The sequence below is a fragment of the Pantoea sp. V106_11 genome (genome assembly GCF_029967885.1).
GTDB lineage: Bacteria > Pseudomonadota > Gammaproteobacteria > Enterobacterales > Enterobacteriaceae > Pantoea > Pantoea ananatis.
Genome location: NZ_JASCAK010000026.1, coordinates 26,606 through 48,103 on the forward strand (window position 1 = coordinate 26,606; position 21,498 = coordinate 48,103).

18 protein-coding genes are annotated in these 21,498 nt (G+C 54.5%); 15 read left to right on the plus strand and 3 right to left on the minus strand.

Annotated features, from left to right (window positions below):
- Positions 1 to 16 precede the first annotated feature (16 nt).
- The 5 genes from atpG to glmS all read left to right on the plus strand — a co-directional run bounded on the left by atpG (position 17) and on the right by glmS (position 6,260).
- Entirely contained in the window at positions 17 to 883 is an 867-nt protein-coding gene (gene atpG / locus QLG08_RS09210; protein ID WP_006121201.1) for a F0F1 ATP synthase subunit gamma, read from the plus strand.
- A 30-nt stretch (positions 884 to 913) separates the two neighbouring features.
- Complete coding sequence (atpD, locus tag QLG08_RS09215; protein WP_014332967.1) at positions 914 to 2,311, plus strand: F0F1 ATP synthase subunit beta; 1,398 nt, start codon at positions 914 to 916, stop codon at positions 2,309 to 2,311.
- Positions 2,312 to 2,335: 24 nt separating this feature from the next.
- A complete protein-coding gene (locus QLG08_RS09220) occupies positions 2,336 to 2,755 on the plus strand; it encodes a F0F1 ATP synthase subunit epsilon (RefSeq protein ID WP_013023936.1) in 420 nt (139 codons plus the stop codon).
- A 161-nt stretch (positions 2,756 to 2,916) separates the two neighbouring features.
- Complete coding sequence (gene glmU / locus QLG08_RS09225; RefSeq protein WP_014604723.1) at positions 2,917 to 4,287, plus strand: bifunctional UDP-N-acetylglucosamine diphosphorylase/glucosamine-1-phosphate N-acetyltransferase GlmU; 1,371 nt, start codon at positions 2,917 to 2,919, stop codon at positions 4,285 to 4,287.
- 143 nt (positions 4,288 to 4,430) lie between these two features.
- A complete protein-coding gene (gene glmS, locus QLG08_RS09230) occupies positions 4,431 to 6,260 on the plus strand; it encodes a glutamine--fructose-6-phosphate transaminase (isomerizing) (RefSeq protein WP_013023938.1) in 1,830 nt (609 codons plus the stop codon).
- Between the two features lie 43 nt (positions 6,261 to 6,303).
- Here glmS and QLG08_RS09235 read toward each other — a convergent pair whose 3' ends face one another.
- Positions 6,304 to 6,687, minus strand: coding sequence for a hypothetical protein (locus QLG08_RS09235; protein WP_014332964.1), 384 nt, complete (start codon positions 6,685 to 6,687; stop codon positions 6,304 to 6,306).
- A 176-nt stretch (positions 6,688 to 6,863) separates the two neighbouring features.
- On the opposite strand from QLG08_RS09235, the gene pstS reads away from it, so the two are divergent.
- The 6 genes from pstS to QLG08_RS09265 all read left to right on the plus strand — a co-directional run bounded on the left by pstS (position 6,864) and on the right by QLG08_RS09265 (position 12,763).
- The gene (gene pstS, locus QLG08_RS09240; protein ID WP_013023940.1) at positions 6,864 to 7,907 is read left to right on the plus strand and encodes a phosphate ABC transporter substrate-binding protein PstS; all 1,044 of its coding nucleotides are present in this window, start codon (positions 6,864 to 6,866) and stop codon (positions 7,905 to 7,907) included.
- Between the two features lie 86 nt (positions 7,908 to 7,993).
- Positions 7,994 to 8,956, plus strand: a complete 963-nt coding sequence (gene pstC / locus QLG08_RS09245; protein WP_013023941.1) for a phosphate ABC transporter permease PstC — start codon at positions 7,994 to 7,996, stop codon at positions 8,954 to 8,956.
- Positions 8,953 to 9,843, plus strand: a complete 891-nt coding sequence (pstA, locus tag QLG08_RS09250) for a phosphate ABC transporter permease PstA (protein ID WP_013023942.1) — start codon at positions 8,953 to 8,955, stop codon at positions 9,841 to 9,843. The genes pstC and pstA overlap by 4 nt, the downstream gene beginning before the upstream one ends.
- 44 nt (positions 9,844 to 9,887) lie before the next feature.
- Complete coding sequence (gene pstB / locus QLG08_RS09255; protein ID WP_238492857.1) at positions 9,888 to 10,661, plus strand: phosphate ABC transporter ATP-binding protein PstB; 774 nt, start codon at positions 9,888 to 9,890, stop codon at positions 10,659 to 10,661.
- A 17-nt stretch (positions 10,662 to 10,678) separates the two neighbouring features.
- Positions 10,679 to 11,413: a phosphate signaling complex protein PhoU gene (phoU, locus tag QLG08_RS09260; RefSeq protein ID WP_013023944.1), complete on the plus strand. Its 735-nt coding sequence runs from the start codon at positions 10,679 to 10,681 to the stop codon at positions 11,411 to 11,413.
- Positions 11,414 to 11,524: 111 nt separating this feature from the next.
- The gene (locus QLG08_RS09265; protein ID WP_238492858.1) at positions 11,525 to 12,763 is read left to right on the plus strand and encodes an MFS transporter; all 1,239 of its coding nucleotides are present in this window, start codon (positions 11,525 to 11,527) and stop codon (positions 12,761 to 12,763) included.
- 289 nt (positions 12,764 to 13,052) lie between these two features.
- Here QLG08_RS09265 and xylB read toward each other — a convergent pair whose 3' ends face one another.
- Together xylB and xylA are read right to left on the minus strand one after the other, a co-directional pair.
- Complete coding sequence (xylB, locus tag QLG08_RS09270; protein ID WP_238492859.1) at positions 13,053 to 14,498, minus strand: xylulokinase; 1,446 nt, start codon at positions 14,496 to 14,498, stop codon at positions 13,053 to 13,055.
- Positions 14,499 to 14,515: 17 nt separating this feature from the next.
- Positions 14,516 to 15,838: a xylose isomerase gene (gene xylA, locus QLG08_RS09275; RefSeq protein WP_064372888.1), complete on the minus strand. Its 1,323-nt coding sequence runs from the start codon at positions 15,836 to 15,838 to the stop codon at positions 14,516 to 14,518.
- A gap of 354 nt (positions 15,839 to 16,192) precedes the next feature.
- Here xylA and xylF point away from each other — a divergent pair, with 354 nt between their 5' ends.
- From xylF to xylR, 4 genes are all read left to right on the plus strand, one after another.
- Complete coding sequence (gene xylF, locus QLG08_RS09280; protein ID WP_019104653.1) at positions 16,193 to 17,185, plus strand: D-xylose ABC transporter substrate-binding protein; 993 nt, start codon at positions 16,193 to 16,195, stop codon at positions 17,183 to 17,185.
- Positions 17,186 to 17,211: 26 nt separating this feature from the next.
- A complete protein-coding gene (locus tag QLG08_RS09285) occupies positions 17,212 to 18,732 on the plus strand; it encodes a xylose ABC transporter ATP-binding protein (protein ID WP_064372891.1) in 1,521 nt (506 codons plus the stop codon).
- Positions 18,725 to 19,906: a xylose ABC transporter permease XylH gene (gene xylH, locus QLG08_RS09290; RefSeq protein WP_022623736.1), complete on the plus strand. Its 1,182-nt coding sequence runs from the start codon at positions 18,725 to 18,727 to the stop codon at positions 19,904 to 19,906. Before QLG08_RS09285 ends, xylH begins: the two co-directional genes overlap by 8 nt.
- A gap of 92 nt (positions 19,907 to 19,998) precedes the next feature.
- Complete coding sequence (gene xylR, locus QLG08_RS09295) at positions 19,999 to 21,174, plus strand: D-xylose utilization transcriptional activator XylR (protein WP_014332956.1); 1,176 nt, start codon at positions 19,999 to 20,001, stop codon at positions 21,172 to 21,174.
- Positions 21,175 to 21,498: the final 324 nt, after the last annotated feature.

The window sequence follows — 21,498 nt, forward strand, 5'->3', positions numbered from 1 at the left end:
CTTTGAGGAGAAGCTAATGGCCGGCGCAAAAGAAATACGTACCAAGATCGGAAGCGTAAAAAATACGCAGAAGATCACCAAAGCGATGGAAATGGTCGCCGCCTCCAAAATGCGTAAAACGCAGGAACGCATGGCGGCCAGCCGTCCGTATGCAGATACCATGCGCAAAGTGATTGGTCACCTTGCACTGGGGAATCTGGAATACAAGCACCCTTACCTGGATGAGCGCGACGTTAAGCGCGTCGGCTACCTGGTCGTTTCGACTGACCGCGGGCTTTGTGGTGGTTTGAACGTTAACCTGTTCAAAAAATTGCTGGCAGAGATGAAGGCCTGGTCCGACAAAGGCGTACAGAGCGATCTGGCCATTGTGGGATCGAAAGGCGTGTCATTCTTCGGCGCTGTTGGTGGCAATGTTGTGGCACAGGTCACTGGCATGGGCGATAAGCCTGCGCTGTCTGATCTTATCGGCCCGGTAAAAGTGATGTTGCAGGCCTACGATGAAGGCCGCATCGACAAGCTGTACATTGTTAACAACAAGTTCAACAACACCATGTCTCAGACTCCGACCATTACCCAACTGCTGCCGTTACCGCCAGCGGAAGGTGAAGAAGAGATGAAGGCGAAGACCTGGGATTACCTGTACGAGCCCGATCCGAAAGCGCTGCTGGATACGCTGCTGCGTCGCTATGTCGAATCGCAGGTTTATCAGGGTGTGGTGGAAAACCTGGCCAGTGAGCAGGCCGCACGTATGGTGGCAATGAAAGCTGCAACCGATAACGGCGGAAATCTGATCAAAGAGCTGCAGTTGGTTTACAACAAAGCTCGTCAGGCCAGCATCACCCAGGAACTTACCGAGATCGTCTCGGGAGCCTCCGCGGTTTAACCAGGTTTGGAATTAGGTAGAGGATTCAAGATGGCAGCTGGAAAGATTGTCCAGATTATCGGCGCCGTAGTTGACGTCGAATTCCCTCAGGATGCAGTACCGCAAGTGTACAGCGCTCTTGAGGTTAAGAATGGTGATGCTCGTCTGGTGCTGGAAGTTCAGCAGCAGCTGGGTGGTGGCGTGGTTCGTACTATCGCCATGGGTACTTCTGACGGCCTGAAGCGCGGTCTGGAAGTCACCGACCTGAAAAAACCGATCCAGGTACCGGTTGGTAAAGCAACCCTCGGCCGTATCATGAACGTGCTGGGCGAGCCTATCGACATGAAAGGCGACCTGACAGAAGAAGACGGCAGCGCAGTAGAGGTTTCCTCTATTCACCGCCCTGCGCCTTCTTATGAAGATCAGTCTAACTCGCAGGAACTGCTGGAAACCGGCATCAAGGTTATCGACCTGATGTGTCCGTTCGCTAAGGGCGGTAAAGTCGGTCTGTTCGGTGGTGCGGGTGTAGGTAAAACCGTAAACATGATGGAGCTGATCCGTAACATTGCGGCTGAGCACTCAGGTTACTCGGTATTTGCCGGCGTGGGTGAGCGTACTCGTGAGGGTAACGACTTCTACCACGAAATGACTGACTCCAACGTTATCGATAAAGTTGCGCTGGTGTATGGCCAGATGAACGAGCCGCCGGGTAACCGTCTGCGCGTGGCACTGACCGGTCTGACCATGGCGGAGAAATTCCGTGATGAAGGCCGCGACGTTCTGCTGTTCATCGACAACATCTACCGTTATACCTTGGCCGGTACGGAAGTATCCGCTCTGCTGGGTCGTATGCCATCTGCGGTAGGTTATCAGCCAACGCTGGCAGAAGAGATGGGTGTGTTGCAGGAGCGTATTACCTCCACCAAGACAGGTTCAATCACCTCCGTACAGGCCGTATACGTGCCAGCGGATGACTTGACTGACCCGTCACCAGCAACCACCTTTGCTCACTTAGACTCAACAGTTACCCTGAGCCGTCAGATCGCCTCGCTGGGTATCTACCCGGCCGTTGACCCGCTGGACTCCACCAGCCGTCAGCTGGATCCACTGGTTGTGGGTCAGGAGCACTACGACGTTGCACGTGGCGTACAGTCACTGCTGCAGCGTTATCAGGAACTGAAAGACATCATCGCCATCCTGGGTATGGACGAGCTGTCTGAAGAAGACAAACTGCTGGTGGCACGTGCGCGTAAGATTCAGCGCTTCCTGTCTCAGCCGTTCTTCGTAGCAGAAGTGTTCACCGGTTCTCCAGGTAAATACGTAACGCTGAAAGACACCATCCGTGGCTTTAAAGGCATCATGGAAGGTGAATTTGACCACCTGCCAGAGCAGGCCTTCTACATGGTTGGCGCCATCGAAGAAGCGGTCGAAAAAGCGAAGAAACTGTAATAACGGTTTCCCAGGAGGAAAATTATGGCTATGACTTATCACCTGGATGTTGTCAGCGCAGAGAGCCAACTGTTCTCTGGTCTGGTACAGAAAATTCAGGTGTCAGGTAGCGAAGGTGAACTGGGGATTTTCCCTGGCCATGCCCCGTTGCTGACTGCCATTAAGCCTGGAATGATCCGTATCGTGAAACAGCACGGCGAAGAGGAGTTTATTTACCTCTCTGGCGGCGTGCTGGAAGTGCAGCCTGGCAGCACCACCGTTCTGGCCGATACCGCGATTCGCGGTACCGATCTGGACGAAGCGCGTGCGCTGGAAGCAAAACGTAAAGCAGAAGAGCATATGAACAGCAGCCACGGCGACGTGGACTACGCTCAGGCTTCTGCGGAACTGGCGAAAGCCATTGCGAAACTGCGCGTGATCGAGCTGACCAAAAAAGCGATGTAATCCGGCTTTGTGCGTCACGAAATGCCAGCCCATTGGGTTGGCATTTTTTTTGCGTGACGGTAAAGCAAAAGGATGCTGGCTAATTTCGGGCCGAGAAAAATGTAGTAATCTCAGTGCTAAATCGTTTAACTTTCTTCAGTCTACAATCAGTCAGGATAGATATGTCTAACAGTGCGATGAGTGTGGTGATTCTTGCTGCTGGCAAGGGCACCCGTATGTATTCCGATCTGCCGAAAGTGTTGCATATGCTGGCAGGAAAACCGATGGTTCAGCACGTCATTGATGCCGCAAAGGGCCTGGGTGCAAAGCATGTGCACCTGGTATATGGGCACGGTGGTGACCAACTCAAAGCAACGTTAAACGACAGCACAGTAAACTGGGTGCTACAGGCAGAGCAGCTGGGTACAGGCCACGCTATGCAGCAGGCGGCCCCTCACTTCTCCGATGACGAAGACATCATGATGCTCTATGGTGATGTCCCGCTGATTTCTGAAGCTACCTTACAGCGTCTGCGCGAAGCAAAACCCGCGGGCGGTATCGGTTTATTAACGGTCGTCCTGGATAATCCCACCGGTTACGGTCGCATCGTACGCGAGAATGACACCATCGTAGGCATTGTTGAACAAAAAGATGCCACGCCTTCTCAACTGACCATTAACGAAATCAATACCGGTATCCTGATCGCCAATGGCGGCGATCTTAAGCGCTGGCTGTCCCAGTTGAATAACAATAATGCTCAGGGCGAATTCTACATTACCGATATTATTGCCCTTGCGCATGAAGAAGGTCGGGTGATTAATGCAGTGCATCCGGCCCGCAATAGCGAAACTGACGGTGTCAATAATCGCCTGCAACTGGCCACGCTTGAGCGGACTTACCAAAGCGAGCAGGCTGAAAAACTGCTGTTGGCAGGCGTCATGCTCCGCGATCCTGCGCGTTTCGATCTGCGTGGCACCCTGCAGCATGGCCGTGATGTTGAAATTGACACCAACGTTATCATTGAAGGCCAGGTGACGCTGGGCAACCGGGTCAAAATTGGTGCTGGCTGCGTCATCAAAAACAGCGTTATCGGGGATGACTGTGATATCAGCCCCTATTCGGTGATCGAGGATGCAAATCTGGCTGCAGACTGTACCGTAGGGCCATTTGCGCGTCTGCGTCCGGGAAGTGAGCTGGCTCAGGCCGCGCACGTAGGTAATTTTGTCGAGATGAAGAAAGCCCGACTGGGTAAAGGGTCCAAAGCGGGTCACCTCTCTTACCTGGGCGATGCCGAGATTGGTGCCAATGTGAATATTGGGGCGGGAACGATCACCTGTAATTACGATGGCGCGAATAAATTCAAAACGATCATTGGCGATAACGTCTTTGTAGGATCGGACACGCAGCTGGTCGCGCCGGTCAATGTGGCGGCAGGCGCGACTATCGCAGCGGGCACCACGGTAATGAAAGATGTCTCTGCAGCCGATCTGGTCTATAACCGTAAAGAACAGAACCATAAAGCCGGTTGGCAACGTCCGCAGAAGAAAAAATAATTTTACGGCCCGTGATACACGGGCCGCTTGCAGTACCAAAACTATAATCCCCACTCTCTACAAGGCTCGGGGAACCGGCAAAGCCGGACTATCAGGTCATATGACAACGCAATGGCGAACAGCCATGAAGTCAGGAAATAACTATGTGTGGAATTGTTGGTGCAGTAGCACAACGTGATATCGCAGAAATTTTGTTAGAAGGGTTACGCCGCCTGGAGTACCGCGGTTATGACTCAGCCGGTCTTGCCGTCGTCGATCAGCAGGGGCACGTAACGCGCCTGCGTCGTCTGGGAAAGGTTCAGATGCTGGCTGCTGCCGCTGAAGAACAGCCCCTTGTCGGCGGAACAGGCATTGCTCACACCCGCTGGGCAACCCATGGCGAGCCCTCAGAAGCCAACGCGCATCCGCACGTTTCTGAGCACATCGTTATCGTCCATAACGGCATTATTGAAAACCATGAGCCCCTGCGTGAAGCGCTGATGGCGAAGGGTTATCACTTCGCCTCAGAAACCGATACCGAAGTGGTGGCGCATCTGGTCCATCTGGAACAGAAACAGGGCGGCTCGCTGCGTGAAGTTGTACAGCGCGTGATCCCTCAGCTGCGCGGCGCCTATGGCATGGTGATTATGGACAGCCGCGATCCGTCGCTGCTGGTGGCGGCTCGTTCCGGAAGTCCGCTGGTCATTGGCCGTGGTGTGGGTGAAAACTTTATCGCTTCTGACCAACTGGCGCTGCTACCGGTCACTCGCCGCTTCATTTATCTGGAAGAGGGCGATATCGCTGAAATTAGCCGTCGTGATGTCACCATCATTGATGGCAACGGCAATAACGTCCGTCGTGAAGAGATCGAGTCCAGCGTGCAGTATGATGCGGGCGACAAAGGCCAGTATCGTCACTACATGCAGAAAGAGATCTATGAGCAACCGAATGCGATTAAAAACACCTTAACAGGGCGTTTTAACCACGGTGAAGTGGATCTCAGTGAACTGGGGCCAAATGCAGAAGCCCTGCTCAGCAAGGTTGAGCATGTTCAGATCATTGCCTGCGGCACCTCATATAACTCCGGTATGGTTTCGCGTTACTGGTTCGAGGCGCTGGCAAACGTCCCTTGCGACGTCGAAATCGCGTCTGAATTCCGCTATCGCAAATCTGCTGTGCGTAAAAACAGCCTGCTGATTACCCTCTCTCAGTCGGGTGAAACCGCTGATACGCTGGCTGCGCTGCGCCTGTCCAAAGAGCTGGGTTATCTGGGATCGCTGGCCATTTGTAACGTCGCGGGTTCGTCGCTGGTGCGCGAATCCGATCTGGCGCTGATGACCAAAGCGGGCACTGAGATTGGTGTGGCCTCCACAAAGGCCTTTACCACCCAACTCACCGTGCTGCTGATGCTGGTGGCAAAACTCGGCCGCCTCAACGGCATGTCCGCAGAAAAAGAGCATGAGATTGTTCATGGTCTGCAGGCGTTGCCAAGCCGCATTGAGCAAATGCTGGCGCAGGATAAGCTGATTGAAAACCTGGCTGAAGATTTCTCTGATAAGCACCATGCGCTGTTCCTGGGTCGTGGCGATCAATATCCGATCGCCATGGAAGGGGCGCTGAAGCTGAAGGAAATTTCGTATATTCATGCGGAAGCTTATGCCGCGGGCGAACTCAAGCACGGTCCGCTGGCACTGATCGATGCTGACATGCCGGTCATCGTGGTGGCACCGAACAACGAGCTGTTAGAGAAGCTGAAATCGAATATCGAAGAGGTGCGCGCGCGCGGCGGTCTGCTGTACGTGTTTGCCGATCAGGATGCCGGTTTCAGTGACAGCGAGGGAATGAAGATCATTCCCTTGCCGCACGTTGAAGAGGCCATTGCGCCTATCTTCTATACCGTGCCGCTCCAGCTACTCTCCTATCATGTCGCCCTGATTAAAGGCACCGATGTGGATCAGCCGCGTAATCTGGCGAAATCGGTCACGGTCGAGTAAAGCCTCTCACGCGTGAATCCCACCAGGGATTCACGCGTTCCATTTATTTGATTTTGCTGCTGACTTGCTCAATTACGCGCTGCTGATCGCTGATTTTACGGTTAGCCTCATCGAGTGAGCGTTGCAGGTTATTGATCGTATCTTCATTTTTACTGAGCTTTTGTGTGAGCTGGTTGAGGGTATCAGTCTGGTTTTCTTGCGTTTTTAATAATTTCTCTACATTCTCCTTCGTTTTACTCACATCCTCAGCATTGACAGAAGCTTGTCTGACCGCGCCACCACTATCAATTGTGGCCAGAGTGCCTCTGTTATCTGTCATTGCAAAAGATTCATCCGAATGAATCTGCGGTACGTCGTACGCCTGGGCGCTGGCCAGCGTACAGAGGACGACGATATTGCCTACCAGAAGCTTCTTCATAAATTTCATCGAACATGTCCTTTTCAATAGTGGGCTTGTAAAAATTAGCAATAATTGTGTCTGTCATATAACTGTAATATTAACTACATTTTTCTGTCACTAAACTGTCCTATTTTCCCTCCTGCAGCAATCACTGACTCTTACTAAAAAGGCACTTAGCCTGACTTTTCTCCCCTGGAGGGAACATGACACTGATGCGTAGCACCGTAGCCCGAATCCTCGCCGCCTCTCTTGCCGTTAGTGCGGTTTCTGCCTTTGCAGCCACCGATCTGACTGGTGCTGGCGGTACATTCCCGGCGCCGGTTTATGCCAAGTGGGCAGCAGAGTATCAGCAAGCCACCGGTAGCAAAATTAACTATCAGGGCATTGGTTCATCTGGCGGTGTAAAACAAATTATCGCCAAAACCGTTGATTTCGGTGCGTCCGATGCGCCTATGAAAGACGAAGATCTGCAGAAGAATGGGCTGTTCCAGTTCCCTACCGTGATCGGTGGTGTGGTGCTGGCGGTTAACCTGCCAGGCGTAAAATCTGGCCAACTGACGCTGGACGGAAAAACCGTAGGTGATATCTATCTCGGCAATATCAAGAAGTGGAACGATCCAGCGATCGTTAAACTGAACCCGGGCGTGAAACTGCCAGACACCAACATCAACGTGGTGCGCCGCGCGGATGGTTCAGGTACCTCATTCGTTTTCACCAGCTACCTGGCGAAAGTGAACGAAGAGTGGAACAGCAAAATTGGTAAAGGTAACACCGTTAACTGGCCAACCGGTCTGGGCGGTAAAGGTAACGACGGCGTTGCGGCGTTCGTTCAGCGTCTGCCAGGCTCCATTGGTTACGTTGAGTACGCGTATGCCAAACAGAATAACCTGACCTACACCAAGCTGATGGATGCGGACGGTAAGGCCGTTGCGCCAAGCGAAATCAGCTTCTCTAATGCCGCAAAAGGCGCAGACTGGAGCAAATCGTTTGCCCAGGATCTGACCTTTCAGAAAGGCAATGATGCATGGCCGATCACCTCAACCACCTTTATCCTGATTTACAAAGACCAGGCTAATGCGGCGAAAGGTGCCGAAGTACTGAAATTCTTCGACTGGGCTTATAAAAACGGCGGCAAAACGGCTAACGCCCTGGATTATGCCACCCTGCCTGAGAGCGTAGTTCAGCAGATCCGTGCCGCATGGAAAGCCAATATCAAAGACAGTTCAGGTAAAGCGCTTTACAAGTAAGTGAATGACCCTGGCCGGACATCAGTCTGGTCAGCCTTCAGGGGCGGCGTCTGCCGCCCTGATAACTTCTGAGGACTGAGACTTCTATGGCTGCAACGAAGTCGGCATTCAAAGCCCCAGGCAAGCAAGGTGACAGAGTTTTCGGTGCACTGGTAAAACTCTCTGCGCTGATCGTCTTGTTACTGATGGGCGGCATCATTGTCTCCCTGATCTTCTCTTCCTGGCCGAGCATACAGAAATTTGGTTTCGCCTTTTTGTGGACCAAAACCTGGGACGCCCCTAACGAACAATTTGGTGCGCTGGTACCGATTTACGGTACGCTCGTCACCTCAATTATTGCCCTGATTATTGCGGTACCGGTCAGTTTCGGTATTGCGCTTTTCCTTACTGAACTTGCACCAGGCTGGTTACGTCGTCCACTGGGGACCGCCATTGAGCTGTTAGCGGCGATCCCCAGCATTGTTTACGGCATGTGGGGCTTATTTGTTTTTGCGCCACTGTTCGCACAGTACTTCCAGACGCCGGTTGGCGATGTGATGTCGGGCATTCCTATCATTGGCGAGCTGTTTTCTGGCCCCGCATTTGGTATCGGTATCCTGGCCGCAGGCGTTATCCTGGCCATCATGATCATCCCCTACATTGCCTCGGTGATGCGCGACGTGTTCGAACAGACGCCGGTGATGATGAAAGAGTCGGCTTACGGCATTGGCTGTACGACCTGGGAAGTGATTTGGCGTATTGTTCTGCCCTTCACCAAAAATGGGGTGATCGGCGGTGTCATGCTCGGTCTGGGACGTGCACTGGGTGAAACCATGGCCGTGACCTTTATTATCGGTAATACCTACCAGTTAGACAGCGCCTCGCTGTTTATGCCTGGCAACAGTATCACCTCCGCGCTGGCAAACGAATTCGCTGAAGCAGAATCAGGCGTACACGTTGCGGCCCTGATGGAGCTGGGTCTGATTCTGTTTGTGATTACCTTTATCGTGCTGGCGATTTCAAAGTTAATGATTATGCGGCTGGCCAAAAGTGAAGGAGCGCGATCATGACAACAATGGAAGTACAGGCTCGCGCTGAGCTGGAAGCGTCACGTCGTAAGATGCAGTCATGGCGCAGTACCAAAAACAAAATTGCGCTGACAATGTCCTTACTGACCATGGCTTTTGGACTGTTCTGGTTAGTGTGGATTCTGTTTACTACGGTAAGCCGTGGCATTGATGGTTTGTCATGGTCGCTGTTTACGGAGTCCACTCCGCCGCCAAACACCGCTGGTGGTGGCTTAGCCAATGCCCTGGCGGGAAGCGGTTTACTGATTTTCTGGTCTACCTTCTTCGGTACGCCGTTGGGCATTATGGCCGGCGTTTATCTGGCGGAGTACGGACGCAAATCAGCACTGGCAGAAGTGATTCGTTTTATTAATGACATTCTGCTGTCAGCGCCGTCGATTGTGGTTGGCCTGTTTGTCTACACCATCGTCGTGGCGCAGATGCACCACTTCTCCGGCTGGGCCGGTGTGATTGCGCTGGCGCTGCTGCAGGTTCCGATAGTGATTCGAACCACGGAAAACATGTTGCGACTGGTTCCCGACAGCATGCGCGAAGCCGCCTATGCGTTGGGTACGCCGAAATGGAAGATGATCTCGGCGATTACGCTCAAGGCGTCGGTTTCCGGCATCATCACCGGTGTCCTGTTAGCGATTGCCCGTATCGCCGGTGAAACCGCGCCGCTGCTGTTTACTGCGCTGTCGAATCAGTTCTGGAGCACCGACATGATGCAGCCCGTGGCTAACCTCCCGGTCACCATATTTAAATTCGCCATGAGCCCGTTTGCCGAGTGGCAGAGCCTGGCCTGGGCTGGCGTATTGATTATTACCCTGTGCGTGCTGCTGCTGAATATCGTAGCAAGAGTGGTTTTCGCCAAGGGTAAACACGGTTAACTACCGACACTGCCCTGTGCGGTGTCGATTAAGAGAGAAAAACAATGAGTACTGCGACTGTGTCAGCCGGAAAAATCGAGGTTCGTAACCTGAATTTCTATTACGGCAAGTTTCACGCTCTGAAAAACATTAATCTGGATATTGCTAAAAACCAGGTTACGGCGTTTATTGGGCCATCAGGCTGTGGTAAGTCCACCCTGCTGCGCACTTTCAACAAAATGTATTCGCTCTATCCGGATCAGCGTGCCGAAGGTGATATTCTGCTGGATGGCGACAATATTCTGGCGTCGCATCAGGATATCGCGCTGTTGCGGGCGCGCGTTGGCATGGTGTTTCAGAAGCCAACGCCTTTCCCAATGTCGATTTATGACAACATCGCTTTCGGCGTGCGCCTGTTCGAAAAGCTGTCTCGTGCCGACATGGATGAGCGCGTGCAGTGGGCCCTGACCAAAGCGGCCCTGTGGAACGAAACCAAAGACAAGCTGCACCAGAGTGGCTACAGCCTGTCGGGTGGACAGCAGCAGCGTTTATGCATTGCCCGCGGCATCGCTATCCGTCCGGAAGTGCTGCTGCTGGATGAGCCATGCTCAGCCCTGGATCCGATTTCCACCGGCCGTATCGAAGAATTAATTACCGAACTGAAGCAGGATTATACGGTTGTGATCGTGACCCATAACATGCAGCAGGCTGCACGGTGTTCCGACCACACGGCATTTATGTATCTGGGCGAACTGATTGAGTTCAGCGACACCGACACGCTGTTCACCAAGCCGGCACAGAAACAAACAGAAGACTACATCACAGGTCGCTACGGCTGATTTGACAGGAGATCGCCATGGACAGTTTAAATCTGAATAAACACATCTCCGGTCAGTTCAACGCTGAACTGGAGCACATCCGCACTCAGGTGATGATTATGGGCGGGCTGGTCGAGCAACAGCTGACCGATGCGATTACCGCCATGCATAACCTGGACGGTGAGCTGGCCCAGCGCGTCATCGATGGCGACCAGAAGGTCAACATGATGGAGGTGGAGATTGATGAGGCTTGCGTGCGCATCATTGCCAAACGCCAGCCTACTGCGATTGACCTGCGTCTGGTTATGGCAATTATTAAGACCATTTCCGAGCTGGAACGTATCGGCGACGTGGCCGAGAAAATCAGCCGTACTGCACTGGAGAAGTTTGGTCAGCAACATCTGCCTCTGCTGGTCAGCCTGGAATCCCTGGGCCGCCACACCGTACAGATGCTGCATGACGTGCTGGACGCGTTTGCGCGTATGGATCTTAACGAAGCCGTTCAGATCTACCGCGAAGATAAAAAAGTGGATAAAGAGTACGAAGGGATTGTGCGTCAGCTGATGACTTACATGATGGAAGATCCCCGTACGATTCCCAGCGTGTTAACTGCACTGTTCTGCGCCCGCGCCATCGAGCGTATTGGTGACCGCTGCCAGAACATCTGCGAAATTATTTTCTACTTCGTCAAAGGTCAGGATTTCCGTCACGTCGGCGGAGACAAGCTTGATGAGCTGTTATCCGGCGACGACGGCAGTAATAAACCTTCTTGATTCTGCACAACCGTGTGCTATTCAGGCGCACGGTTGCGGCTATTCTGCATAGACCTCATCAGCATCGCTCTTTATACTTGCGCCAGTTTTTTAACCAACGGGTGCTGACTCATGTCCTCTTCTTCCTCTTCTAAGCAGAGCGTTACGCCTGCCAAAGCGATGCTGGCTGCCGTCAGCGGTTATGCCATGGATGGATTCGACCTGCTGATTCTGGGATTTATGCTGCCTGCCATTAGCCTGTCGCTGGCGCTTGATCCCTCACAGGCGGGCTCGCTGGTGACCTGGACGCTGATTGGTGCCGTGATTGGCGGCATCGTGTTTGGCCATCTCAGCGATCGTTACGGGCGTATTCGTGTCTTAACCATTACGATACTGATGTTCTCCGTTTTTACCGGCCTGTGCGCGGTGGCTCAGGGTTACTGGGATCTGCTGGCGTACCGCACCCTGGCTGGAATGGGGCTCGGCGGCGAGTTTGGTATCGGCATGGCGCTGATTGCGGAAGCCTGGCCGGCAGAGAAGCGCAACCGCGCATCGGCGTGGGTCGGGATCGGCTGGCAACTGGGGGTTCTGCTGGCGGCGTTTATCACGCCGCCGTTGCTGAATGTTATTGGCTGGCGCGGGATGTTCCTTGTGGGGCTGCTGCCCGCGCTGGTGTCGTTTATCATTCGCCGCAGCATGGGCGAACCTGAGAGCTTTACCCGTCAGATCAAACATGTTCCCTCGCTGTCTTTTCCCGCCCGACTGAAATTGCTGGTTAAAGACCGCGCCACCAGCAAGGCCAGTCTGGGGATCTTTATTCTCTGCTCCGTCCAGAACTTTGGTTATTACGGCCTGATGATCTGGATGCCGAGCTACCTCTCATCAAACTTCGGTTTCAGCCTGACAAAATCCGGCCTCTGGACGGCAGTAACCGTGGTCGGCATGACTTTTGGCATCTGGTTGTTTGGCGTGCTGGCGGACCGCTTTGCACGTTGGAAAATTTTCCTGCTTTATCAGTTCGGCGCAGTCGTGATGGTTGTGGTTTATGCGCAACTGCGCGATCCCACCGTTATGCTGTTTACGGGCGCCCTGATGGGGCTGTTTGTTAATGGCATGATCGGCGGATACGGTGCACTAATCTCGGATACCTTCCCACCGCAGGTGCGCGCGACCGCGCAAAATGTGTTGTTTAACCTGGGACGTGGCGTCGGTGGATTCGGCCCGCTGGTGATCGGCCTGCTGGCAGGCAAGTTTTCTTTCGTGGCGGCCATTACCTTACTGGCGCTCATCTACCTGCTGGATATTGTGGCAACGCTGTTCCTGCTGCCGAAAAAGCAGAGTCAGGACGATGCGCTGGGGGCAATTGGCTAAGTAACCTGACTAATGTAAACCGGCCTCACAAAGAAGCCGGTTTACGTGGTGAGCCAGGGCAGTATCAGATGCACCTCTACCATTTCAAATTTCAGGCTAATTTTTCGCATGAATCGCGCGATTTGCATCGTTGGTCGCGCAGGGTCAGGTTCTGCCGCTGCAACCTTTATGAACCCTGAGGAAATGATGAGGGCAAGATAGCCCGACAGTGCCACGGTGGCAGATTGTTGTGAGCATAATGAGAGACATCGCTCAGATAAAAGGGCAACATTGTTGCCCTCGGGTTGGATTACTGCTGCATCAACGGCAGCAACTGCTGATACAGCCGGCTGAACGTCTCACGTCTCGGCTGATAGTGCGCATGACGCGCCGGGTCCGGCTGGTGGCGCTGCACCTGCTTTAGAGCAGGCACGGTCAGATTCTCATCCAGCGCCATTTGCGCCAGACGGGCTGCGCCCAGCGCGGGTCCGACATCGCCACCTTCGCAGTAATCCAGCGTCTGTCCGCTGATATCCGCCAGCATCTGGCGCCAGTAGCCGCTACGGGCGCCGCCGCCAATCAGCATGATACTGCTGGGCGTCACACCACATTCGTGTACCACATCCATGCCTTCGGCCAGTGCAAAACCAACGCCTTCCAGCACGGCTTGCGCCAGCTCGGGTCGTCCGTGCTGGTGGGTAAAGCCAAAGAAGCTGCCACAGGCGTGCGGATTATTATGCGGCGTGCGTTCCCCCGACAGATAAGGCAAAAACCACAGCAGCGGCGCATCCTGTTTTGCCCGCTCCGCCTCTGATAATAAATGAGGAACATCGTCGCAGCCGGTCAGCGCAGCCGCCCAGTCAAGGCAGGACGCAGCACTGAGCATCACGGACATCAGATGCCAGCGCTGTGGCAGGGCATGACAAAAGCTATGAACGGCACGTTGCGGATTACTGAGATAGCCGTCGCTAACCACAAAATAGACGCCGGACGTTCCCAGCGACAACATGCCTTGCCCCGGCGCTGTCATACCGACACCCACTGCGCCGGCAGCGTTATCGCCCCCACCTGCCACCAGCGGCACCTGAGGCAGTTTCCAGCGCTGTGCGATATCCGCTGACAGCGCACCGGTAATCTGATTACCTTCAAACAGCGCAGGCATGTGGTGACGCGCCAGCCCGCAGGCCGCCAGCATCACATCACTCCAGTCACGCTTTTCCACATCCAGCCACATTGTGCCCGCCGCATCTGACATATCGCTGGCAAATTCGCCGCTCAGTCGCCAGCGCAGGTAATCTTTGGGTAACAGCACTTTTGCGACCTGAGCAAAAACGTCAGGCTCATGCTCTTTCAGCCACAGCAGCTTTGGCGCGGTGAAGCCCGGCATCATCAGGTTACCGGTGATCTGACGCGATTCAGGCACCCGTTGTTCCAGCTCACGGCACTGATCGCCGCTGCGTCCGTCATTCCAGAGAATGGCCGGGCGCAGCACCTGATGCTGTGCGTCAAGCAGCGTAGCGCCGTGCATCTGCCCGGTCAGGCCAATCGCTTTTACCCCACTCAGATCGTGCTGCTGGGTCAGTGCCTGTATCGCGCGGTCTGTCGCCAGCCACCAGCTTTCGGGATCTTGTTCGCTCCACAACGGCTGCGGGCGGGAAACCGTCAAGGGTGAGGTTTCCACCGCAACAACCACGCCTTGCTCATCCAGCAGCACAACCTTAACGCCGGATGTGCCGATATCGATCCCGATTACCATGTCGCGCTCCTTACGGATTAAAAATCATAGAGATAGTGATTCACCAGGTTTTCCAGCTGCTCCTGACGTCCACTGTTGTGCTGCGGGTTAAACTGCTGCTGATGCGCATGGGCCGCCAGCGCGTCCAGAGAGAACTCGCCTTTCAAAATCTGCTGACCGAACTCACCGTTCCAGCCGCTGTAGCGCTGCGCAACGCGTTTATCCAGCTCACCGTCAGACAGCATGCGAGCCGCGACTTTCAACGCCAGTGCCATGGTATCCATCGCGCCGATATGTCCATGGAACAGGTCATACTTATCGGTGCTCTGACGGCGCACTTTGGCATCAAAGTTTAGGCCGCCGGTCGTGAAACCGCCTGCTTTGATGATTTCGTACATCACCAGCGCGTTTTCTTCCACGCTGACCGGGAACTGGTCCGTATCCCAGCCGCACTGCGGATCCCCACGGTTGGCATCCACCGAACCAAACACGCCAAGGGCAATGGCCGTTGCAATTTCATGATGGAAAGCGTGGCCGGCCAGCGTCGCATGGTTCGCTTCGACGTTCACCTTAATCTCTTTTTCCAGACCAAACTGCTTCAGGAAGCCATAAACCGTGGCGACATCATAATCATACTGATGCTTGGTGGGTTCCTGAGGCTTAGGTTCGATCAGCAGCGTGCCCTGGAAGCCGATTTTGTGCTTGTGCTCCACCACCATTTGCATAAAGCGGCCGATCTGCTCGCGCTCCTGGCGCAGGTCGGTATTTAACAGTGTTTCGTATCCTTCGCGACCGCCCCACAGCACATAGTTTTCGCCGCCCAGCGTCTGGGTGGCTTTCATGGCACTGCATACCTGGCTGGCTGCCCAGGAAAACACCTCCGGATCGGGACTGGTTGCAGCGCCTGCACCATAACGCGGATGGGTGAAGCAGTTCGCTGTGCCCCACAGCAGCTTAAGCCCGGTTTCCTGCTGCTTTTCCAGCAGTTTATCGGTCATGACGGCCAGGTTTTCGCGATAGCTTTTCAGCGAATCCCCTTCCGGTGACACGTCCACATCGTGGAAGCAGTAATAGGGCACGTTCAGCTTGTGAAAAAACTCAAACGCCACGTCCGCTTTGAGTTTGGCCAGATCCAGCGCCTCGCCCGCTTTCTGCCACGGACGATCAAACGCACCCGCGCCAAACATATCGGCACCGTTCCAGCAGAACGTATGCCAGTAACAGGCGGCGAAGCGCAGATGCTCGGCCATGGTTTTCCCCATGATCACTTCATCCGGATTGTAGTGACGGAACGCCAGAGGATTGGTGGTTTTTGTTCCTTCGTAGCGAACGCGATCAAGCTGGTCAAAATAAGCGTGCATGGTTTGCTCCTTAGCATCGGCCCCGAATGGGTTACCCAGAAGCGTTATTGTGCGTACCCGCTCTCAGCGCGCTCAATTACGATATTTCACACAGCCGGTAAGATAATTATTTATTGTGCACTTGCTCGCAAAAAAATATGAAGGCTTTATGACGCCCGACAGGTCTTATCTCGCAATCGGTGAGTCTGAAAATGTAAAATTTTCGATCGCGCTCATAAATACAGAAATAAACCAAAAAACGTAATAGCGGGATAAAAATCAGTAATTGCTGGCAGCAGAAAATAAGGTGAACAATTCATCCGCCTGGTTCATAGCCTTACAACGACAATAACCGTACCCTACAGGATGACCATGATGAAAATGAAACCTGCATTACTCGCTGCCCTTGCAGCGCTGGCCCTGTTCAGCCAGGCCAGTCTGGCAAAAGAAGTCAAAATTGGCATGGCAATCGACGATTTGCGCCTGGAGCGCTGGCAAAAAGACCGTGACATCTTTGTCAAACAGGCTGAGGCGCAGGGCGCAAAAGTCTTCGTGCAGTCAGCCAATGGCAACGAAGAAACTCAGATGTCGCAAATTGAAAATATGATCAACCGTGGCGTTGATGTGCTGGTTATCATTCCCTACAACGGTCAGGTATTGAGTAACGTAGTGGCAGAAGCCAAACGTGAAGGGATTAAAGTGCTTGCCTATGACCGCATGATAAATAACGCCGACATCGATTTTTATATTTCCTTTGATAATGAAAAAGTGGGTGAAATGCAGGCGGAAAGCCTGGTGAAAAAGGTACCAAAAGGAAATTACTTCCTGATGGGCGGCTCACCTGTAGATAATAACGCCCGCCTGTTCCGCGCAGGACAAATGAAGGTGTTAAAACCTTACATCGATAACGGCAGCATTAAAATTGTTGGCGATCAGTGGGTGGATGCCTGGCTGCCGGAAAACGCGCTGAAAATTATGGAAAATGCCCTGACCGCCAATAAAAACAATATTGACGCAGTTGTCGCCTCTAACGATGCCACTGCGGGCGGTGCCATTCAGGCGCTAAGCGCTCAGGGGCTGGCCGGTAAAGTGGCCATTTCCGGGCAGGATGCGGATTTGGCTGCCATCAAACGCATTATGAACGGCACCCAGACCATGACCGTGTACAAACCCATCAAAGAGCTGGCTACCGAAGCCGCGAAGATTGCCATCGAGCTGGGCAACGGTCAGACGCCAGCCAGCAACGCCACGCTCAATAACGGCCTGAAAGACGTGCCAGCTCGCCTGCTGACACCGATTGAGGTCAACAAAGACAACATCGACAGCACCGTGGTGAAAGACGGTTTCCACAAGAAAAGCGAACTCTAATCGCGCTACGCGAAGGAGAGTAAACGATGTTGCTGGAAATGAAGAACATCACCAAGCGCTTTGGCGCGGTGAAGGCGCTGGATAACGTCAGCCTGCAGCTGGATGCCGGTGAAGTGCTGTCGCTGTGCGGTGAAAACGGCTCTGGCAAATCGACGCTGATGAAAATCCTGTGCGGGCTCTATCCGCACGGGGATTTCGACGGGCAGATTCGCTTTGCCGGGGAGGATATTCAGGCGCAAACCATCCGCGATACCGAACGCAAAGGCATTGTCATCATCCATCAGGAGCTGGCGCTGGTACGGCAGCTCACGGTGATGGAGAACATCTTTCTCGGCGCAGAGCTGGGGCGTTTTGGCATGGTGGATGATGAAACCATGACGCTGCGCTGCCAGCAGCTGCTGAAGCGCGTCAAACTCAACGTCTCGCCGGATACGCGCGTGGGTGAGCTTGGCCTGGGGCAACAACAGCTGGTGGAGATTGCCCGTGCCCTTAACAAACAGGTGCGCTTACTGATCCTGGATGAACCCACCTCATCGCTGACCGAGCAGGAGACGACAGTGCTGCTCAGCATCATCCAGAACCTGCGCGAACACGGCATTGCCTGCGTGTATATCTCGCACAAGCTCAACGAAGTGAAGGCTATCTCGGACACGATCTGTGTCATTCGCGATGGTCAGCACATCGCCACCCGGCCAGCGGCAGGCCTGAGCGAAGATGACATCATCACCATGATGGTCGGACGCGAACTCACGGCGCTTTATCCTCATTCGCCTCACGACATTGGCGACACGGTATTGCAGGTCGATAACCTGACAGCCTGGCATCCGGTTAACCGTCACGTGAAGCGGGTGAATAACGTCTCCTTCACCCTGCGAAAGGGCGAAATTCTCGGCATCGCCGGATTAGTCGGTGCAGGCAGAACCGAAACCGTGCAGTGCCTGTTTGGCGTCTGGCCGGGACGCTGGCAGGGCGACATCGCGATCAATGGCCAAAAAGTTACGATTCGCGACTGCCAGCACGCCATCGCGCACGGCATTGCCATGGTGCCGGAAGATCGTAAAAAAGACGGCATCGTGCCGCTGATGGGCGTAGGCAAAAACATCACGCTGGCCGCGCTGGACCAGTTCAGTCATCGGCTTTCCACCCTTGATGAGGCCGAAGAGCTGCGCGCCATCAACGCCGCCATTGCACGACTGCGGGTGAAAACCTCTTCGCCTGAGCTGCCGATTGGTCGCCTCAGCGGCGGTAATCAGCAAAAAGCGATTCTGGCGAAGTGCCTGCTGCTCAACCCGAAAATCCTGATTCTGGACGAGCCGACGCGCGGCATTGATGTTGGGGCGCGCCAGGAGATCTATGTGCTGATCAACGCCCTGGTAAAGCAGGGCATCTCGGTGATTGTGATTTCGTCTGAGCTGCCTGAAGTGCTGGGCCTGAGCGATCGCATTCTGGTTATGCATGAAGGGCAAATCAAAGCCGATCTGATTAACGACAATCTGACTCAGGAGCAGGTGATGGAAGCCGCCCTGCGGAGTGAACATTATGCTTAACAGCGAGAGTAAACCTGCCGTAGCGGCACCGGCTAACAAGCACGTATCCAGCAAGCTCGGCCTGCGTAACCTGCAGGTGCTGGTGATGCTGGGGGCGATTGTCTTGATTGCCCTGTTCTTTACCTGGACCACCGACGGCGCCTGGCTCAGTCCGCGCAACGTCTCTAACCTGCTGCGCCAGACGGCGATCACCGGCATTTTGGCCGTGGGCATGGTGTTTGTGATTATTTCCGCCGAGATCGATCTGTCTGTTGGATCCATGATGGGCCTGCTGGGCGGCGCGGCGGCAATCTTCGATGTCTGGCTGGGCTGGCCGCTGCCGCTGACTATCGTGGTCACGCTGGTGCTGGGGCTGTTGCTCGGCACCTGGAACGGTTGGTGGATAGCTTATCGCAAGGTCCCTTCATTTATCGTTACCCTGGCCGGTATGCTGGCGTTTCGCGGCATTCTGGTGGGCATCACCGATGGCACTACCGTGGCACCGACAAGCCCGGCGATGTCGCAGATCGGTCAAAGCTATCTGCCCGGCGGTATCGGTTTTGGCTTTGGCTTTGCGGGCCTGGCGCTGTTTATTCTGTGGCAGTGGCGGCTGCGGCTGCGCCGTCAGCAACTGGGTCTGGCTCAGCCAGCCGCCACCGGCACCGTAGCGCGGCAGGCCATTACCGCCGTTCTGGTACTGGGTGCGATCTGGCTGCTGAATGATTATCGCGGCGTACCGACACCGGTCCTGCTGCTGGCATTGCTCATGCTGGTGGGGATGTTTATGGCCACCCGCACCGCCTTCGGGCGGCGTATCTATGCTATTGGCGGCAACATTGATGCCGCGCGGCTCTCCGGCATCAACGTGGCGCGCACCAAGCTGGCGGTATTTGCCATCAACGGCCTGATGGTGGCGATTGCCGGGCTAATCCTCAGTTCGCGCCTGGGGGCCGGTTCGCCTTCCGCCGGGAATATCGCCGAGCTGGATGCGATCGCGGCCTGCGTTATTGGTGGTACCAGCCTGGCCGGCGGTGTCGGTTCCGTCGCGGGCGCGGTGATGGGCGCGTTTATTATGGCCTCGCTGGATAACGGCATGAGTATGATGGATGTGCCGACCTTCTGGCAGTACATCGTTAAAGGTGCGATTTTGCTGCTGGCCGTGTGGATGGACACTGCAACGCGCCGCCGCATGTAATCGTGTGAACGATCACACTGTGGCGCAAACCATTTCTGTGGCGCATCCGGCTGTGCTATGCAATGCGCTGGGAGTTAAAGGGATGTGCCACTATGCATGAAAAACGATACCGCATTACCCTGCTGTTTAACGCCAACAAGGTTTACGATCGTCAGGTGGTAGAAGGCGTTGGCGAGTATTTACAGGCTTCGCAGACCAACTGGGATATTTTCATTGAGGAGGACTTCCGCTGCCGCATTGAGAATATCCATGAATGGCTGGGCGACGGCGTCATCGCAGATTATGACGACAGTGCCATTGAGCGTTCGCTGGCGGACGTGGCAGTGCCGATTGTCGGCGTAGGCGGCTCTTATCACCGTGAAGAGGATTATCCGCCAGTACACTACATCGCCACCGACAACAGTGCGCTGGTGGAAAGTGCCTTTCTGCACCTGAAAGCGCGCGGCATCAACCGTTTCGCCTTTTACGGTTTACCGGCTTCCAGCGGCAAACGCTGGGCGCAGGAACGCGAACTGGCGTTTCGTAAAATGGTGATGCGCGAACGTTACATGGGCGTCGTCTATCAGGGCATGGAGACTGCCTCTGAGAACTGGCAGCATGCACAAAACCGCCTGGCCGACTGGCTGCAAACGCTTCCTCCCCATACCGGCATTATTGCCGTCACCGACGCCCGCGCGCGTCATCTGCTGCAGGCCTGCGAATACCTGAAGATTCCGGTGCCGGAGAAGCTGTGCGTGATTGGTATTGATAACGAAGAGCTGACGCGTTACCTGTCGCGGGTAGCGCTGTCCTCCGTGGTTCAGGGCTCGCGCCAGATGGGTTACCAGGCCGCCAAACTGCTGCATCGCCTGCTGGATAAGCAAACCCTGCCTCTGCAGCGTATCTTAGTACCGCCGGTAAAAGTCATTGCCCGCCGCTCTACGGACTTTCGCTCACTGCACGATCCCGCCGTGATCCAGGCGATGCACTTTATCCGCTTCAACGCCTGCAAGGGCATTAAGGTAGAGCAGGTGCTGGATGCGATTGGCATGTCGCGCTCAAACCTGGAGAAGCGTTTCCGGGATGAAACCGGCGACACGATTCATGCCATGATCCACCGTGAGAAGCTGGAGAAGGCTAGGGAGCTGCTGGCGGGCTCGTCGCTGAGCATCAATGAGATCTCCCAGATGTGCGGTTACCCGTCGCTCCAGTATTTCTACTCCGTGTTTAAAAAAAGCTATGCCACCACGCCGAAGGAGTACCGGCAGGAGAATGGTGAGGTGATGTAGATGCTTAACGCTTGCCTGGATCGCTGCATGAGGCAATAAGGTTAACCGCATCATTCGACCTTTTCACGAGCAACACTCGCGTATTCTGCTGAAGCTGGATGGCAAGAAACGGACAAAGGCACAGTAAAAAAACGCTCACCAAGGGTGCCAGCTGACTCCCTTTCAAAAGGACAGGAAAACCGCCAGCGCGAAAATATCGTCTTAGTTTTTTGGTCACACCGTCTCACTTCTGCGCATCGGCTTGACGATGCTCTTAGTGAAGATGCCCTGCTGATCGCACCTGTCGTTATCATTACTGATAGTGCACCAATGTGCCTGCAAGAG

What these genes read in the sequence shown, in the direction of transcription:
- atpG (WP_006121201.1), top strand. Translation starts at nt 17, where the DNA reads ATGGCCGGCGCAAAAGAAATACGTACCAAGATCGGAAGCGTAAAAAAT.
- atpD (WP_014332967.1), top strand. Translation starts at nt 914, where the DNA reads ATGGCAGCTGGAAAGATTGTCCAGATTATCGGCGCCGTAGTTGACGTC.
- QLG08_RS09220 (WP_013023936.1), top strand. Translation starts at nt 2,336, where the DNA reads ATGGCTATGACTTATCACCTGGATGTTGTCAGCGCAGAGAGCCAACTG.
- glmU (WP_014604723.1), top strand. Translation starts at nt 2,917, where the DNA reads ATGTCTAACAGTGCGATGAGTGTGGTGATTCTTGCTGCTGGCAAGGGC.
- glmS (WP_013023938.1), top strand. Translation starts at nt 4,431, where the DNA reads ATGTGTGGAATTGTTGGTGCAGTAGCACAACGTGATATCGCAGAAATT.
- QLG08_RS09235 (WP_014332964.1), bottom strand. Translation starts at nt 6,687, where the DNA reads ATGAAATTTATGAAGAAGCTTCTGGTAGGCAATATCGTCGTCCTCTGT.
- pstS (WP_013023940.1), top strand. Translation starts at nt 6,864, where the DNA reads ATGACACTGATGCGTAGCACCGTAGCCCGAATCCTCGCCGCCTCTCTT.
- pstC (WP_013023941.1), top strand. Translation starts at nt 7,994, where the DNA reads ATGGCTGCAACGAAGTCGGCATTCAAAGCCCCAGGCAAGCAAGGTGAC.
- pstA (WP_013023942.1), top strand. Translation starts at nt 8,953, where the DNA reads ATGACAACAATGGAAGTACAGGCTCGCGCTGAGCTGGAAGCGTCACGT.
- pstB (WP_238492857.1), top strand. Translation starts at nt 9,888, where the DNA reads ATGAGTACTGCGACTGTGTCAGCCGGAAAAATCGAGGTTCGTAACCTG.
- phoU (WP_013023944.1), top strand. Translation starts at nt 10,679, where the DNA reads ATGGACAGTTTAAATCTGAATAAACACATCTCCGGTCAGTTCAACGCT.
- QLG08_RS09265 (WP_238492858.1), top strand. Translation starts at nt 11,525, where the DNA reads ATGTCCTCTTCTTCCTCTTCTAAGCAGAGCGTTACGCCTGCCAAAGCG.
- xylB (WP_238492859.1), bottom strand. Translation starts at nt 14,498, where the DNA reads ATGGTAATCGGGATCGATATCGGCACATCCGGCGTTAAGGTTGTGCTG.
- xylA (WP_064372888.1), bottom strand. Translation starts at nt 15,838, where the DNA reads ATGCACGCTTATTTTGACCAGCTTGATCGCGTTCGCTACGAAGGAACA.
- xylF (WP_019104653.1), top strand. Translation starts at nt 16,193, where the DNA reads ATGAAAATGAAACCTGCATTACTCGCTGCCCTTGCAGCGCTGGCCCTG.
- QLG08_RS09285 (WP_064372891.1), top strand. Translation starts at nt 17,212, where the DNA reads ATGTTGCTGGAAATGAAGAACATCACCAAGCGCTTTGGCGCGGTGAAG.
- xylH (WP_022623736.1), top strand. Translation starts at nt 18,725, where the DNA reads ATGCTTAACAGCGAGAGTAAACCTGCCGTAGCGGCACCGGCTAACAAG.
- xylR (WP_014332956.1), top strand. Translation starts at nt 19,999, where the DNA reads ATGCATGAAAAACGATACCGCATTACCCTGCTGTTTAACGCCAACAAG.